Origin of the sequence: Streptomyces sp. L2 (genome assembly GCF_004124325.1) — a bacterium.
Lineage (GTDB): Bacteria > Actinomycetota > Actinomycetes > Streptomycetales > Streptomycetaceae > Streptomyces.
Window position 1 is genome coordinate 7,074,276 of sequence record NZ_QBDT01000001.1, and the last position, 14,661, is coordinate 7,088,936.

Sequence of the window (14,661 nt, forward strand, 5' to 3'; positions counted from 1 at the left end):
ACCGTAGGCAGCGCCCCCGCCGGGCGGCGAGGGCGCTCTGCCCGTGGCAGAAGGGTTCAGCTCGCGGCGTAGTTGCGCAGGAAGAGGGCCTCGGCGACCGACAGCCGCTCCAGCTCCTCGGGGGAGACGCTCTCGTTGACCGCGTGGATCTGCGCGTCCGGCTCGCTCAGCCCGATCAGCAGGATCTCGGCCTGCGGGTAGAGGCCGGCGAGGGTGTTGCACAGCGGGATGGAGCCGCCCTGGCCGGCGTACTGCATGGTCTCGCCCGGGTAGGCGACCGCCATCGCGTCGGCCATCGCCTGGTAGGCCGGGCTGGAGGTGTCGGCGCGGAAGGGCTGGCCCTGGCCGATCTGCTCGGTGGTGACCCGGGCGCCCCACGGGGTGCGCGCCTCGATGTGGGCCTGGAGCAGCTTCGTCGCCTCCGCCGCGTCCACGCCCGGCGGCACCCGCAGGCTGACCAGCGCGCGGGCCCCGGCCTGCACCGAGGGGGTGGCGCCGACGACCGGCGGGCAGTCGATGCCGAGGACCGTGACGGCCGGGCGGGCCCAGATGCGGTCGGCGACCGATCCGCCGCCGATCAGACCGACCCCGTCGAGCACCTTGGCGTCCCCGCGGAACTGCTCCTCGGTGTACTCCAGGCCCTCCCAGCGGGCGCCGGCGTCCAGACCGTCGATCGTGGTCGAGCCGTCCTCGGCGCGCAGCGAGTCCAGGACCCGGATCAGAGCGGCCAGCGCGTCCGGGGCGGCGCCGCCGAACTGGCCCGAGTGCAGGTTGCCGGCGAGGGTCTCGACCTGCACGCGGAGCAGGGTCATGCCGCGCAGGGTGGTGGTCACCGTGGGCAGGCCGACCCGGAAGTTGCCCGAGTCGCCGATCACGATGGTGTCCGCCGTCAGCAGGCCGGGGTGCTGCTCGGCGTAGCGCTCCAGGCCGCCCGTGCCCTGCTCCTCCGAGCCCTCGACGATGACCTTGACGTGGACCGGGACACCGCCGTCGGCCTTCAGGGCGCGCAGCGCGAGCAGGTGCATGATCAGGCCGCCCTTGCAGTCGGCGGTCCCGCGGCCGTACCAGCGGCCGTCACGCTCGGTCAGCTCGAACGGCGGGGTGGCCCAGCCGGCCTCGTCCAGCGGGGGCTGCACGTCGTAGTGGGCGTAGAGCAGAACCGTTTTGGCGCCCTCCGGGCCCGGCAGGTAGCCGTATACCGACTGGGTGCCGTCCGGGGTGTCCAGCACGGCCACGTCGGTGAAGCCCTCGGCGCGCAGGGCGGTCACGATCCAGTTGGCGGCGCCCTCGCTCTCGCTCCTGGGGAACTGGTCGAAGTCCGCTACCGACCGGAAGGCGACCAGCTCGGTCAGCTCCGCCTTCGCCCGGGGCAGCAGCGAGGCGACGGTCTCGGCGACCGGATTCGACGACATGGGCACGCTCCTCGTAGGTGCGACGTTGAACTGGTGAGGTACCCCGATCCTCCCACAGCGGCCGGTGACGACGGCCGCCGTAGGATGCGGGGGACAGGTAGCGGCAGCGGCTTGATCGGAGCAGTAGACCAACGTGAGCGGCGAGAACTCTTCGGCGGACGACGTGCAGCGGGTGTGGGACGTCGTCGTGGTGGGCGCGGGTCCCGCGGGGGCCTCGGCGGCCTATGCGGCGGCGGTCGCGGGGCGGCGGGTGCTGTTGCTGGAGAAGGCCGAGCTGCCCCGCTACAAAACGTGCGGCGGCGGCATCATCGGCCCCTCGCGCGACGCACTGCCCCCGGGCTTCGAGCTGCCCCTCCAGGACCGGGTGCACGCGGTCACCTTCTCGAACAACGGACGTTTCACCCGTACCCGCCGTTCCCGGCAGATGATGTTCGGGCTGATCAACCGGCCCGAGTTCGACCAGCAGCTCGTGGAGCACGCGCAGAAGGCCGGCGCCGAACTGCGCACCGGCGTCACCGTGCAGCGCGTCGAACAGCACGGCTCGGCGGTGCCGGACCGGCGGACGGTCGCCGTGGTGCTGCAGGGCGGCGAGACGGTGCTGGCCCGCGCGGTCGTCGGCGCCGACGGCAGCGCCAGCCGGATAGGGGCCCACGTCGGCGTGAAGCTGGACCAGGTCGACCTCGGCCTGGAGGCGGAGATCCCCGTCCCGGAGACGGTCGCCGAGGACTGGAAGGGCCGGGTGCTCATCGACTGGGGCCCGATGCCCGGCAGTTACGGCTGGGTGTTCCCCAAGGGCGACACCCTGACGGTCGGGGTGATCTCGGCGCGCGGTGAAGGCGCCGCCACCAAGCGGTACTTGGAGGACTTCGTCGCCCGGCTGGGCCTCGCCGGGTTCGAGCCGAGCATCTCCTCCGGGCACCTGACCCGCTGCCGTGCCGACGACTCGCCGCTGTCCCGCGGCCGGGTGCTGGTCTGCGGCGACGCGGCCGGCCTGCTGGAGCCCTGGACCCGCGAGGGCATCTCGTTCGCGCTGCGCTCGGGCCGGCTGGCGGGGGAGTGGGCGGTCAGGATCGCCGAGGCGCACGACGCGGTGGACGCCCGGCGCCAGGCCCTGAACTACGCGTTCGCGATCAAGGCGGGGCTCGGCGTCGAGATGAGCGTCGGCAAGCGCATGCTGGCCGTGTTCGAGCGCCGCCCGGGCATCTTCCACGCCGCCCTCACCGGCTTCCGCCCGGCCTGGCGGGCGTTCCGGGACATCACGCAGGGGTCGACCTCGCTCGGCGAACTGGTCCGTTCCCACCCCATCGCCCAGCGTGCCCTGACCGCGATGGACCCGCGGCCGGCCGCTCCCGCGGAGGACCCGGCCGCGTCCTGAGGACGGCAGCCCCGGCGCGGGTGGTCACTCGCCGACGGTGATCCGGAAGACCGGGTGGTCGGCGGCGGCCGCGAGCAGTTCCTCGTCCGAGGACGCGGCCGTCACCCCCGGGAAGTACTGCTTGACCTGCCAGCCCCACTTCGCCAGGTAGGAGCGCAGCACCGGCAGCTTCTGCGCGTCGGGCAGTTCCACGGCGGTGAACCGGCTGACCGAGCGTCCGACCCGCAGCTCGCCGCCGCCGGCCACGCGCATGTTGCGCACCCACTGGGACAAGCCGCGCGCCGACACCAGGTACTGCCCGCCGTCGTGGCTGAGCGGGTTGACCGGGATGCGCTGCGGCGTGCCGCTCTTGCGGCCGCGCACGGACAGTTCGGCGCTGCCGGCGAAGCTGAGCCCGTGCCGCGCGAGCCAGCCGACGAACCCGTTCACGCGGACGCTCATCGGGCTGCCCTTGACGTAGTACGGCGTAGACGACGACATGGTGACCCCCACTGTTTGGGAGAGCGGTGCTCTCGCTCGACTCCAGTGTGGGGGAGGCGGCGTCTCAATGCAAGAGCAGTGCTCTCTTTTTTGGGCGCTGCTCACATTCGTGTGCAGCGCTCTTGCCCCGTGGCAGACTGGCCGGCATGAGCAGCGCACAGGGCGCCCGCGCGCGGGCCAGGACCGAAGTCACCGCCGCCATCAAGGACGAGGCCCGCAGACAGCTCGCGGCGGACGGCGCCACCAAGCTCTCCCTCAGGTCGGTCGCCCGCGCGCTGGGCATGGTCTCCTCGGCGCTGTACCGCTACTTCCCGAGTCGCGACGACCTGCTGACCGCGCTGATCATCGATGCCTACGACTCCCTCGGCGAGGCGGCCGAGGCGGCACACGCCACGGTCCCCGAGGCCGACCACATGGGCCGCTGGACGGCCGTCTGCGAGGCGGTCCGCGGCTGGGCGCTCGCCCACCCGCACGAGTACGCCCTGATCTACGGCTCCCCGGTCCCCGGCTACTCCGCCCCCGAGACCACGATTCCGGCCGCCGCCCGCGTCGGCCTGCTCCTCATCGGCATCGTCCGCGACGCCCACCTCGGCCCCGGGCTGGCCGACCTGCCGCTGCCCGCCGACCTGCGCCCCGACGCCGAGCGGATGGCCGGCGACCTCGCGCCCGGCCTGCCCCCCGAGGCCGCGGTGGCCCTGGCGGCGGCCTGGGCCCAGCTGTTCGGCCTGGTCGGGTTCGAGCTGTTCGGCCAGTTCCACGGGATCGTCGAGGACCGGGAGCCCTTCTTCCGCCACGCGGCCACCCGGCTCGCCGAGGGGGTGGGCCTGCCCCGTCCGTGACGGCAGCCAGGACCATCCGTGGGCTGACGGCACCGCCCTACGCCTCGGGAACCAGGACGACCTTCCCGGCCACCGTCCCCGACTCGGCCAGCCGCATCGCCTCCGCCACCTCGGTCAGCGGCAGCTCGGCGGCGACGCGCGCCGTCACCTCGCCGCGTTGCAGGGCGTGGAACACCTCGGTGAGATCGGCGCGCAGCCGGGCCCGGAACCGGTCCTTGCCGAGGGCGCGCCCCGCCCACACGTTGAAGAAGTACGCGTGCCGGCCGTTGGGCAGCGCGTTCCACAGCCACACCCGGCCGAGGATCCTCAGCACCGGCCACTGCTTGGAGCCGCTGTCGTCCCGGGTCGTGGCACTGCCGTAGGAGACGAGTGTCCCGCCGGGCGCCAGCAGCCGCCAGGAGTCGACGACGCTGCGGCCGCCGAGGTGGTCGAAGACCGCGTCGACCCCGCCGGGGGCCAGTTCCCGCACGCGCGCCGGGACGTCCTCCGTGCGGTAGTCGACCGGGGTCACGCCCAGCTCGCGCAGGGCGTCGTGGTGCCGGGCGGACGCCGTGCCGATCACCCGCAGCCCGGCGGCGAGGGCGAGCTGGACCAGGACCGTGCCCACGCCGCCGTTGGCGCCGTGAACGAGGACGGTCCCTCCCTCACGGACACGGGCCTTCCCGTGCAGCATCTGCCAGGCGGTGATCCCGTTGGCCACCAGCGTCTCCGCCTCCACCGCCCCGATCCCTGGCGGCACCTCCACCGCGTCGGCCGCGTCCAGCACCACGTGACTGGCCCAGCCGCCGACCTTGACCAGGGCGGCCACCCGCCGGCCGACGAGGCCGGGCGCGACGCCGGGGCCGGCCGTCAGGACGGTGCCGACCAGGTCGTAACCGGGGACGAAGGGGAAGGGCGGCTGGTCGTAGTAGCGGCCCCGGCGCATCTGCTGCTCGGCGAAGGACACCCCGGTCGCCTCCATCCGGACCACTATCTGTCCGACACCCGGAACGGGCACCTCCCGGCGGCGCAGCCGCAGACCCTCCGGCTCGACCACGCCCGGCAGGACGACCTCGACGAGTTCCTTGTTCTCCATGACGACCTCCGGGAAGAGCCGGCTACCGCCTGTCCGCTAGGTAGCCTCGCTTGCGTTAGAACCTATAACTAACATGACTGTGTATGCTCTTGGTGTCAAGCGATAACGTGACGGCGAGGAGCGTGAACACGATGGCGGCAGGTCCCGTGAGCCCCCGTGCGCGGTACCGCACCCAGGTGCGGGAGGAGATCAAGGCGCGGGCCTGGCAGCAGATCGGCACGGCCGGGGCGTCGGGCCTCTCCCTCAACGCGATCGCCAAGGAGCTGGGCATGAGCGGCCCGGCCCTCTACCGGTACTTCGCCGGCCGGGACGACCTGATCACCGAACTGGTCCGGGACGCCTACCGCGACCTGGCCGGCACCTTCCGTGCCGCCGCCGACACCGGCGAGGGACTGGCAGGCCTCGCGCACGCCCTGCGCCGCTGGGCCCTGGCGGACCCCCAGCGCTACTTCCTCGTCTACGGCACGCCGGTCCCCGGGTATCGCGCGCCCGACGACATCACCGGCATCGCCCAGGAGATCATGGCGGCCCTGCTGGACGTGTGCGTGGCCGACGGGGCCGAAACGGAGGGGGCGGAAGCCGGGGGAGCGGCGGGCCAACCCGGCGACGCGGGCGAACCCGGCGACCCGCTCGTGTCCCACCTCGCCGAGCACCGCGGCTGGGCCGGCGACCACCCGGCGCCGCCCGCCGCCCTGCGCCGCGCCCTGTCCTTCTGGACCCGCCTGCACGGAGTCCTGTCCCTGGAACTGGCGGGCCACTTCACCGGCATGGAGTTCGACCCGGAGCTGCTGTTCGGCGCCGAACTCGCCGGGCTGACGGGGAAGCGCTGAGGGCGCGGGCGGCCGTACTCCCCGGGGAGTATCCGTGATCACCCCGCCCGGCTGACGCCCGCGCGGGCCGCCGCCGTCTAGCGTGGCGGTCATGGAAGAGCAGTCCGGCCACGGCCCCGCGCGCTGGTGGCGCTACGGCCCCCCGTGGTCGCAGCACCCCGACGGCCCGGCGCCGGGGCGCACCCGCTGGCCCTGGCGCTCCACCGCACTGCTCACCGCGTTCGTCCTCGTCGGCTCGAACTTCGCCGCGCACGCGCAGACGCACCGCCAGCCCCTGGACGGCTGGGCGCGCGTCCTGCTGCTCGCCGCCACGCTTCCGCTGCTGTGGCGGCAGCGCCACCCGGTGTCCGTCGTGTTCGGCGTCGCGGCGGCCACCCTGGTCTATCTGTGCGCCGGCTATCCGTACGGCCCGGTCTTCGTGGCCGTCGCCGTGGCGTGCGTCAGCGCCGTCGCCGCCGGGCACCGCCGGGCCGCGTGGACCGCGGTCGGTCTGCTCTGGGCCGGCCACGCCGTCGTCGCGGTGTGGCTCTACCGATGGCTGCCGCCGTCGGACGACCCGGCGGCGACCCTCACCCAGGAGGTCGTGGTCGGCACCTGGGTACTGGCCGTCGTCGCGATCTCCGAACTGGCCCGCGTACGGCGCGAGCAGTGGGCCCGCGAACGCGCGGACCGCGCCCAGGCGGCCCGGCGCCGCGCGGACGAGGAACGGCTGCGGATCGCCCGCGAACTGCACGACGTCCTCGCCCACAGCATCTCCGTCATCAACGTGCAGGCCGGGGTGGGCCTCGCCCTGCTCGACAGCGACCCCGAGCAGGCGCGCGAGGCGCTCACCACCATCAAGGCCGCCAGCAAGGAGGCGCTGGGCGAGGTGCGTCAGGTCCTCGACACCCTGCGCGCCCCGGGCGCAGCGCCGCGCGCCCCCGCACCCGGCCTGGACCGGCTGCCGGAACTCGTGGAGCAGGCGGCGGCCACCGGACTGACCGTGCGGGTCGAGGGCGAGCCGCCCCGGCTGCCACCCGGCGCCGACCTCGCCGCGTTCCGCATCGTCCAGGAGGCGTTGACCAACGTCGTACGGCACTCCGGTTCCCGGCACGCGCGCGTGCGGTTCGAGCACGACGGGGACCGGCTGCGGCTGCTGGTCGACGACGACGGTCCGGCGACCGGGGCGGACGCGGGCGGCAGCGGCAACGGGCTGGCCGGAATGCGGGAGCGGGCCGCCGCGCTCGGTGGCACGATCGAGGCGGGCCCGCGCCCGGACGGCGGCTTCCGGGTGCTCGCCGTACTGCCGTCGCACACCAGGGAGGACCAGTGATCCGGGTACTGCTCGCCGACGACCAGTCGCTCGTGCGGGCCGGCTTCAGGGCACTGCTCGACGCGCAGCCCGACATCGAGGTGGCCGGGGAGGCCGCGGACGGCGAGGAGGCGCTGCGCGCGGTGCGTGAACAGCGGCCCGATGTCGTCCTGATGGACATCCGCATGCCGCTGCTGGACGGACTGGCCGCCACCCGGAAGATCACCGGGGAGCCCGGTCTGGCGGACGTGAAGGTGGTCATGCTCACCACCTTCGAACTCGACGAGTACGTCTTCGAGGCGATCCGCTCCGGCGCCTCCGGCTTCCTGGTGAAGGACACCGAGCCGGCCGAACTGCTGCGCGCGGTACGGGCGGTGGTCCAGGGTGACGCACTGCTGTCGCCGGGTGTCACCCGCCGTCTCATCGCCGAGTTCGCGGCCCGCTCCAAGGAACCCGCGGCGGCGGACGCCCTCGCCGGTCTCACCGAGCGGGAGCGCGAGGTGATGGCCCTGGTCGGCATCGGCCTGTCCAACGAGGAGATCGCCCGCCGCCTGGTCGTCAGCCCCCTCACCGCCAAGACCCATGTGAGCCGCACGATGGTGAAGCTGGGCGCCCGCGACCGCGCCCAACTCGTCGTCCTCGCCTACGAGTCGGGTCTCGTGCGCCCCGGCTGGCTGGGCTGAGTGGCGGGCTCGGCCGAGTGGCGCGGCTCGGCCGAGTGGCCCGGGTCAGCTGACCGGCCCGGCTCGCCCACCGGCCCGCCGGAACCGCACCAGCACGCTGACCACCCGGGCCGCGAACAGCACGGCCCCGAGGGCCAGTCCCAGGCGGAGCAGCACCGCCTCCAGCAGGTGCGGGAGTGCGAACAGCAGCGCCGGCCCCGCGACGGCCCCGAACACCACGGCCGCCGCGAAACCGGCGCTGAGCAGCGCGTATCCGATCTCGACCGTCGCCGCGTCCTGCTCGGCCTTGCGGCGCCGTCCCCCGTACTCGTCCATCGGACCAGTGTCACAGGGGCGCGCCCGACGGGGCAACCGGCCCTAGGCCCTGTCGTCACATTCCCCCCCAGCCTCCGGCCGGGTGGTGCCCCCAGCCCCGCGACGCCATGCACGCTCCCCCAGCCTCCGGCCGGGGGGACCCCCAGAGCACGCACCTACGGCGACATCAGCCTCCCCCACGCTCGGCTTCGCTCGCGCGGGAGGTGCCCCCATCGCGGCGGGCGCGCGGCCCGCCCTCCGGGCGGACGGCGGGAATTTGACGACAGGACCTAGCCGGACGCGAGTTCCGCGCGACTGGCGTCAGTCGCGGACGGGCACTCGTTCGACGGGCGTCTCCTCCGCAGCGGACCGGGCGACCACGACCGACGGTGTGGTACGGCGGCTGCGCAGGCCGGTGAGGGTGATCAGCAGGCCGGCCACGGCGATGCCGGTGACGACCATGAAGCCGGGACGGTAGCTGTCCAGGACGCCCTGCGGGGTGGCGTGCGCGGGTGCCCCCGCGGTGACCACGGCCGTCACCACCGCGAGGAAGACCGCGCCGCCGACCTGCACCGAGGTGTTGAGCAGGCCCGAGACCATGCCCTGTTCATGGTCCTCGACCCCGTTGGTGGCCTGGATGTTGAGCGAGGGGAAGACCAGCGCGCAGGCCGCCCCGATCAGCAGCATCGACGGCAGGACGACCGCCGCGTAGACCGGGTCGAGGTCGACGCGCAGGAACAGGGCGTAGCCGAGCACCATCAGGGCGAAGCCCGTGGCGATGAGACGCGGGGTGCCGAAGCGGTCGACGATCGCACCGACCTTCGTCGACGACACCGCCACCAGCGCGCCCGCCGGCAGGAACGCGAGCGCGGTGTGCAGCGCCGACCAGCCGAGCAGGGACTGCATGTACAGGGTGGTCAGGAACTGGAAGCCGACGTACGACCCGAAGAAGGCCACCGCGCCGAGCTGGGCGCGGACCTGGCTGCCGGAACGCAGCACCCCGAGCCGGACCAGCGGGCTCGGCGAACGCCGCTCGACGAGGACGAAGGCGGTCAGCAGGACGGCGACGGCGAGGAACGACAGCAGCGTGCGGGCGGACGCCCAGCCGTCCTCGGGTGCGCGGACGACGGTGAACACCAGCAGCAGCATGGAGGCGGTGCCGAGGATCGCGCCGGGGATGTCGTACCCGTCGTGGTTCTTCTCGCGGGCGCTGCGCGGCAGCAGCTTCAGGCCGGCGGCGAGGGCGACGAGGGCGATGGGCGCGGGCAGCAGCATCGTGAAGCGCCAACTCGCCTCCGTCAGCAGGCCGGACAGCACCAGGCCCATGGAGAAGCCGGTGGCCGCGCAGGTGGTGTAGATGGAGAGCGCGCGGTTGCGCAGCGGGCCCTCCGGGAACGTCGTCGTGATGATCGACAGGCCCGCCGGCGCCGTGAAGGCCGCGCTGAGGCCCTTGATGAAGCGGCTGGCGATCAGCAGCGGACCGGAGTCGACCAGCCCGCCCAGCAGCGAGGCGAGCGCGAAGACGCCGAGGGCCACCAGGAACACCTGGCGCCGGCCGAGCAGGTCGGCGGTGCGGCCGCCGAGGAGGAGCAGCCCGCCGTATCCCAGGATGTAGCCGCTGACGATCCACTGGAGCGTCGACGTGGACAAGTGGAGGTCGGAGCCGATGGAGGGCAGGGCGACGCCAACCATCGACACGTCGAGCGCGTCCAGGAACATCGCGGCGCAGAGCACGAGCAGCGTGCCCCAGAGCCGGGGGGTCCAGCGCACCGCCGAGGAGGGCGCGGTGGGAGTGGTGAGCGGAGAGGTCATGCCGGAGACATTACATGTGCATGCATGAAATGCAAACGCATTTAATTACGATGCAACAAAGCGCTTTCTCTGCTACGGTGCGCTCATGGCGGCGAACAGGGCCGAGCAGGCGCTCGTGGAGCAGTGGCGGGACATCCTCGCGCTGCACGCCCGCACCCAGTGCGAGCTGGACCGGGTGCTGCACGGACACGGCCTGTGCGCCAGCGACTTCGAGGTGCTCGACCTCCTCTCCGAGGGCGTCGCCGCCGACGGCGGCTGCGCCTACCGCGTCCAGGAGATCTCCGAGCGGATCCACCTCAGCCAGAGCGCGCTGTCCCGGCTGGTCGGCCGCCTGGAGAAGGACGGCCTCGTCGAGCGCGCGATGTGCCCCGAGGACCGCCGGGGCGTGCGGGTGGCCCTCACGGAGAAAGGCCGCGCACTGCACGGCAGGGTCCTGCCGGTGCAGCGCGCGGCACTGGCCCGGATGCTGGCGGAGACCTAGTACGGCCAGCTCCCACGTGTGCTCGGTCCGTCAGCCCCTCGGTCCGTCAGTCCACCAGGGAAAGCAGCGGGAAGGCGTCGACGCCGGGACGGTGCCGGGCCAGCAGATCGCGGACGTGCTCGGTCACGCGCCAGTCGTAGCCCAGGGACTCGATGGCGCAGCGCACGCTCACGTACCGGGCGCCGGGGTGGCCGGCCCGCTGAACCTGGAGCCAGGCGTCCAGTTCCCCCAGGAAGGTCCCCCGGTCGATGCGATCCCGCGTGACGTGCCGACGGACGGCCTGCCGGCGCTCGCGCGCGACCTCGTTGAATCCATACAGCTTCAGACTCACCTCCTCCGCGCCCGCCAGGGTGGCCGGACGAGCGCTCAGCAGGCCCCGGGCGAGGGGGTTGTGCTCCAGGGCCCGTGACAGCGGCAGGCTCCACACCCGGCCGCTGCGATCGGTGAGGGGGAGCGCGCCGGACCTCGTGAGACAGGGGCCGCGCAGACCGGCGGCGGCCGCGGCGAGCAGGGCGCTGGCCTCCGACGGATGCCAGCGCAGGACGTCCGCCGCCCACGGGGGAAGGGTGGGTCCGAGGCCGCTGCCCGCACCGGGGAGGCGGGCCAGAAGGGTTTCCTCGGGCACTTCGCCGTCGAGGCCGGGGCCGGTGACGTGGACGGTGGTTCGGACGCCCGCCAGCCGGCACGCCGCGAGCGCGAGCGCGTCCAGCAGGGGGCTGGCGAGGGTGGGTTCGTCGCCGTGGGCGAGGACGTCGCCGCCCACGTCCACGACGCTGACGCGGTCGGCGCCGAGTGCCCGAGCGGTCCGCCCGATCTGATCGGCGAGGCCCTCGACTCCCTCGTGGGGGTCGAGGAGCGCGAGGCGGGTGGGCAGGTGCCCCGCGAGCCGGGGCAGGGTGGAGACGCGTGGTGCGACCGGCCTGGTGCCGGTGGTGACGAGCGCTACCGGCAAGGCATCGTGGTCGAGGCCGGTGAAGTCGTGCGCGGCGAACGGCCCCGGAACCGGATCCACGCTGGGACGCTCCCAGCCGTAGGTGAGGACGACCGCGTCGGCCCCGGCGCCCGTGCTTGTGTGGACGAGTGCGGTGCCGACCGGGTCACCGCCGCCGCCCGCCGCGATGAACAGCTCCGTCACGAAGCCGCTCGCGCGGTACGGATGCCCGAGATGCCGAGCGTCGTGCCCATGTGCTTCCGGGCGCGCTTGTTCTGCTCGTGCAGGCGCTCGTAGTACGCGCGGTCGAGCCGGACGACGGTGTCGGAGAAGAACATCCAGGACAGGATGTCGCGGTACTTGAAGCCCCGCGGGGTGAGCTGGACGCGGCGGCCCAGGCGGCGCAGGAGTCCGGTCTCCTCGGCCGCGTCCAGGATCGGCTCCCACAGGTGGGCCTTCTCCTGGTAGCCGAAACGGTCCAGTTCGGCGAGGTCGAGGTCGAAGGTGTCCAGGACGAGGCGCTTGCGGATCAGCTCCTCGTCGTCGAGGACGAAGCCGGTGACGGGCCGCAGGGTGTGGGCGCCGGCCCGGCGGATGTACTCCGCCACTTCGGACATGGACGGTTTGACGGAGCCCATCATGTAGTCGAGGACGCCGGTGTAGGAGCGGGCCCCGACGCCGAGGCCGAGCAGCGGCACGCCGTGGAAGGTGAGCACCTTCTGCCGGTAGCCGCCGCGGCCGAGCTTCTTGTAGCGGACGGAGCCCTCCTGCACGTAGCCGTGGTCGGTGAAGACCTGGCGGGCGTAGTCGTAGCGCTCGTACAGGTTCGGCGACTGCGCGTACTGGTAGGCGCCGGTCCGGGAGAACCAGGCGTCCGGGCGGACGGTCAGGAAGTACGTGCTGATCGTGGTCGGTTCGAGCTTGGCGAGCTCGTCGACGGACGTCCGCCACGTCTCGTCGGTCTGGCCGGCGAACCCCATGATGAGGTCGGTCGACAGGTCCGGCAGACCCTTGTCGTGCACGATCTCGACGGCCTGGCGGATGACCCGCTCGCCCGCCTGGCCCCGGCCGGCTTCACGGATCTCCTTCGGTACGAGGGACTGGATCCCGATGTTGGCCCGGGTCAGGCCGAGGTGCAGCAGGCCCTCCAGGGTGCCGGGATCGCTGACGATCGAGTCCGGGGTGGCCTCGATCGCCACTTCCTCCACGGTGGAACGCCAGTTGGGGTACACCTCGTCCAGCGTGCTGAACAACTGCTCGAAGTGGCGCAGGGACAGCAGGCTCGGGGTGCCGCCGCCGATGTAGACCGTGCGCAGCCGGCGGGCGCGGATGATGTCGGCGTGGTCGCGCAGTTGCGTGCAGAGCGCGTCCATGTACGCCGTGTAGACGTCGGTGTCCTCGCTGATGACGGTGTACAGATTGCAGAAGCCGCACTTGTAGCGGCAGAACGGCACGTGCAGGTACAGGTTCAGCTCGGGGACCTGATACAGGCTCAGGTCCCGCTCCCAGAGGTCCTCGACGGTCCACCGGCCCTCCAGCGGCCGGTAGGCGGAACGGGACGGATAGGAGTAGTTGTACGGCGGGATGACGCCCTGTCGGATGTAGTCGGTGAGCTGTGCGGCGTAGCCGGTCACGCGAAGCGGCCCCTCTCGTGCACGTACGACGGCTGGGTCGCACGAAAGTCAATCCGTGACCGGCGGCGGTCATCCAGGCCCGGTTTCCACGAACCCCGGGGTGGTGGGAGCGCGCCCTCCTGTGGGATGGTCCGAACTCCCGTGGAGTGGTCGCTTCCGCAAAGCCGGGCCCCTAGGATCCGGCCCCCGGCCGGGGCTGGAGGTTGCTACAACGGTTGTCGTGAAATCGCCCTCCCGCTCTGGTTGTTACGTTCATGGCCCGGGCCCGCCGGCTGCGGTCTACTGCGCGGCGTGAAAAGGATCCTGCTGATCGAAGCGCTCGCAAACTCAGGCCCCTATCTGCTGGACGCCGCCCGCGCACTCGGCGCGCACGTCTTCGTCGCCACCCACGAGGACGTCTGGGAGAGCTACCCCGCCGCCCTGCGCGAGAAGATCCACGGCACGGTGTTCACCGACCTCACGGACCCGGGCCGGGCCCTGTCGGATCTGACCGCGTTCGCCGGGACGACGCGGATCGACGCGGTGGCCGGCTGCTGGGAGTTCTTCACACCGCTCGTCGCCCACCTGGCAAGCCGCCTGGACCTGCCCGGCAACGACCCCCTGCGGGCCCAGGCGTGCCGGAACAAGGCGGCCATGGCGCGGGCCTTCCGGACGGGCCGGGTGCCCGCGCCGAGAACCGTCAGCGGGTACACGACCGCTGAGGTGACCCGTGCCCTCGACCGTCTCGGCATCGGGTTCCCGGTCGTCGTCAAACCCGCCGAGCAGGGCGGCTCCTGGGGCGTCAGCGTAGTCACCGGACACGAACAGCTCGACGCCGCCGTACGGCACGCCCAGTCCTGGCCGGTCGCCGCGCCGCACGGCCTGGCCCTGGACCAGCGCGTCCTCGTCCAGGAATACGTCCCCGGGCCCGAGTTCAGCCTCGACACCGTGGTCTGGCGCGACGAGTACTTCCACCTCCCCGTGGTCGAGAAGCACACCACCGACGGCGCCTACCGGGCCGAGACCGGACACACCTGCCCGGCGCCGCTTCCGCCCGCCACCCTCACCGCGGTCCGGGCGGCGGCCGAACGGGCTCTGCGGGCGCTCGGCATCCGCAACGGCGTCGCGCACACCGAACTCAAGATCCCGCCCGAGGCCGGTCCCACCGTCATCGAGGTGGGCGCACGCCTCCCCGGAGACCACCTCGTGCACGTCGTCCGCCACGCCTCCGGCATCGACGAGGCCCGGGCCTACCTCCAGGCCGTCCTCGACGAGAAACCGGACATGCCCGAGCCCCGGGAAGGGGCGTGCGCCATCCGCTTCCTCACCCCGCCACGGGCGGGCACCTTCCGCGGCGTGACCGTCCCCGGCCGGCCCGCCGGCCTGATCGGCCGGCACATCACCACCGAGCCCGGCGCCACCGTCGGCGGCGCCCACGACAACTCGGCCCGCCTCGGCCACCTGGTGTTCACCGCCCCCACGCCCGCCCAGGTCAAGGCCCACGCCGCCCACGTACTGGCCCACACCCGCATAGAAGTGAGCTGA

14 protein-coding genes are annotated in these 14,661 nt (G+C 72.9%); 7 read left to right on the top strand and 7 right to left on the bottom strand.

Features of this window, described 5'->3' with window-relative positions; all coding sequences use genetic code 11:
- Nucleotides 1–56 precede the first annotated feature (56 nt).
- A complete protein-coding gene (locus tag DBP14_RS31685; protein WP_129310978.1) occupies nt 57–1,412 on the bottom strand; it encodes a dipeptidase in 1,356 nt (451 codons plus the stop codon).
- A 133-nt stretch (nt 1,413–1,545) separates the two neighbouring features.
- On the opposite strand from DBP14_RS31685, the gene DBP14_RS31690 reads away from it, so the two are divergent.
- On the top strand, nt 1,546–2,787 hold the full coding sequence (locus DBP14_RS31690; protein ID WP_129310979.1) for a geranylgeranyl reductase family protein: 1,242 nt from the start codon (nt 1,546–1,548) through the stop codon (nt 2,785–2,787).
- A gap of 24 nt (nt 2,788–2,811) precedes the next feature.
- On the opposite strand, the gene DBP14_RS31695 is transcribed toward DBP14_RS31690, so the two are convergent.
- Nucleotides 2,812–3,267 (bottom strand): nitroreductase/quinone reductase family protein, encoded by a 456-nt coding sequence (locus DBP14_RS31695; protein WP_129310981.1) that lies wholly within the window; start codon nt 3,265–3,267, stop codon nt 2,812–2,814.
- 146 nt (nt 3,268–3,413) lie between these two features.
- On the opposite strand from DBP14_RS31695, the gene DBP14_RS31700 reads away from it, so the two are divergent.
- Nucleotides 3,414–4,106: a TetR/AcrR family transcriptional regulator gene (locus tag DBP14_RS31700; RefSeq protein WP_129310983.1), complete on the top strand. Its 693-nt coding sequence runs from the start codon at nt 3,414–3,416 to the stop codon at nt 4,104–4,106.
- Nucleotides 4,107–4,143: 37 nt separating this feature from the next.
- Here the strand turns inward: DBP14_RS31700 and DBP14_RS31705 are convergent, their stop codons facing one another.
- Nucleotides 4,144–5,181: a medium chain dehydrogenase/reductase family protein gene (locus tag DBP14_RS31705; RefSeq protein ID WP_129310985.1), complete on the bottom strand. Its 1,038-nt coding sequence runs from the start codon at nt 5,179–5,181 to the stop codon at nt 4,144–4,146.
- A gap of 131 nt (nt 5,182–5,312) precedes the next feature.
- On the opposite strand from DBP14_RS31705, the gene DBP14_RS31710 reads away from it, so the two are divergent.
- The 3 genes from DBP14_RS31710 to DBP14_RS31720 all read left to right on the top strand — a co-directional run bounded on the left by DBP14_RS31710 (nt 5,313) and on the right by DBP14_RS31720 (nt 7,985).
- Nucleotides 5,313–6,011 carry a TetR/AcrR family transcriptional regulator gene (locus tag DBP14_RS31710; RefSeq protein WP_129310987.1) on the top strand — a complete coding sequence of 233 codons (699 nt, stop codon included), beginning with the start codon at nt 5,313–5,315 and terminating at the stop codon, nt 6,009–6,011.
- A gap of 82 nt (nt 6,012–6,093) precedes the next feature.
- Nucleotides 6,094–7,323: a sensor histidine kinase gene (locus tag DBP14_RS31715; protein ID WP_164992447.1), complete on the top strand. Its 1,230-nt coding sequence runs from the start codon at nt 6,094–6,096 to the stop codon at nt 7,321–7,323.
- Entirely contained in the window at nt 7,320–7,985 is a 666-nt protein-coding gene (locus tag DBP14_RS31720) for a response regulator transcription factor (protein WP_129310991.1), read from the top strand. Before DBP14_RS31715 ends, DBP14_RS31720 begins: the two co-directional genes overlap by 4 nt.
- 45 nt (nt 7,986–8,030) lie before the next feature.
- Here the strand turns inward: DBP14_RS31720 and DBP14_RS31725 are convergent, their stop codons facing one another.
- Nucleotides 8,031–8,300 (bottom strand): DUF6332 family protein, encoded by a 270-nt coding sequence (locus DBP14_RS31725; protein ID WP_129310993.1) that lies wholly within the window; start codon nt 8,298–8,300, stop codon nt 8,031–8,033.
- 300 nt (nt 8,301–8,600) lie between these two features.
- Nucleotides 8,601–10,091 carry an MFS transporter gene (locus DBP14_RS31730; protein WP_129310995.1) on the bottom strand — a complete coding sequence of 497 codons (1,491 nt, stop codon included), beginning with the start codon at nt 10,089–10,091 and terminating at the stop codon, nt 8,601–8,603.
- A gap of 85 nt (nt 10,092–10,176) precedes the next feature.
- Here DBP14_RS31730 and DBP14_RS31735 point away from each other — a divergent pair, with 85 nt between their 5' ends.
- Entirely contained in the window at nt 10,177–10,572 is a 396-nt protein-coding gene (locus DBP14_RS31735) for a MarR family transcriptional regulator (protein ID WP_129310996.1), read from the top strand.
- 46 nt (nt 10,573–10,618) lie between these two features.
- Here DBP14_RS31735 and DBP14_RS31740 read toward each other — a convergent pair whose 3' ends face one another.
- On the bottom strand, nt 10,619–11,707 hold the full coding sequence (locus DBP14_RS31740; protein ID WP_129310998.1) for a DUF1152 domain-containing protein: 1,089 nt from the start codon (nt 11,705–11,707) through the stop codon (nt 10,619–10,621).
- Entirely contained in the window at nt 11,704–13,137 is a 1,434-nt protein-coding gene (locus DBP14_RS31745) for a radical SAM protein (protein ID WP_129311000.1), read from the bottom strand. The genes DBP14_RS31740 and DBP14_RS31745 overlap by 4 nt, the downstream gene beginning before the upstream one ends.
- 291 nt (nt 13,138–13,428) lie before the next feature.
- On the opposite strand from DBP14_RS31745, the gene DBP14_RS31750 reads away from it, so the two are divergent.
- A complete protein-coding gene (locus tag DBP14_RS31750) occupies nt 13,429–14,661 on the top strand; it encodes an ATP-grasp domain-containing protein (RefSeq protein WP_164992448.1) in 1,233 nt (410 codons plus the stop codon).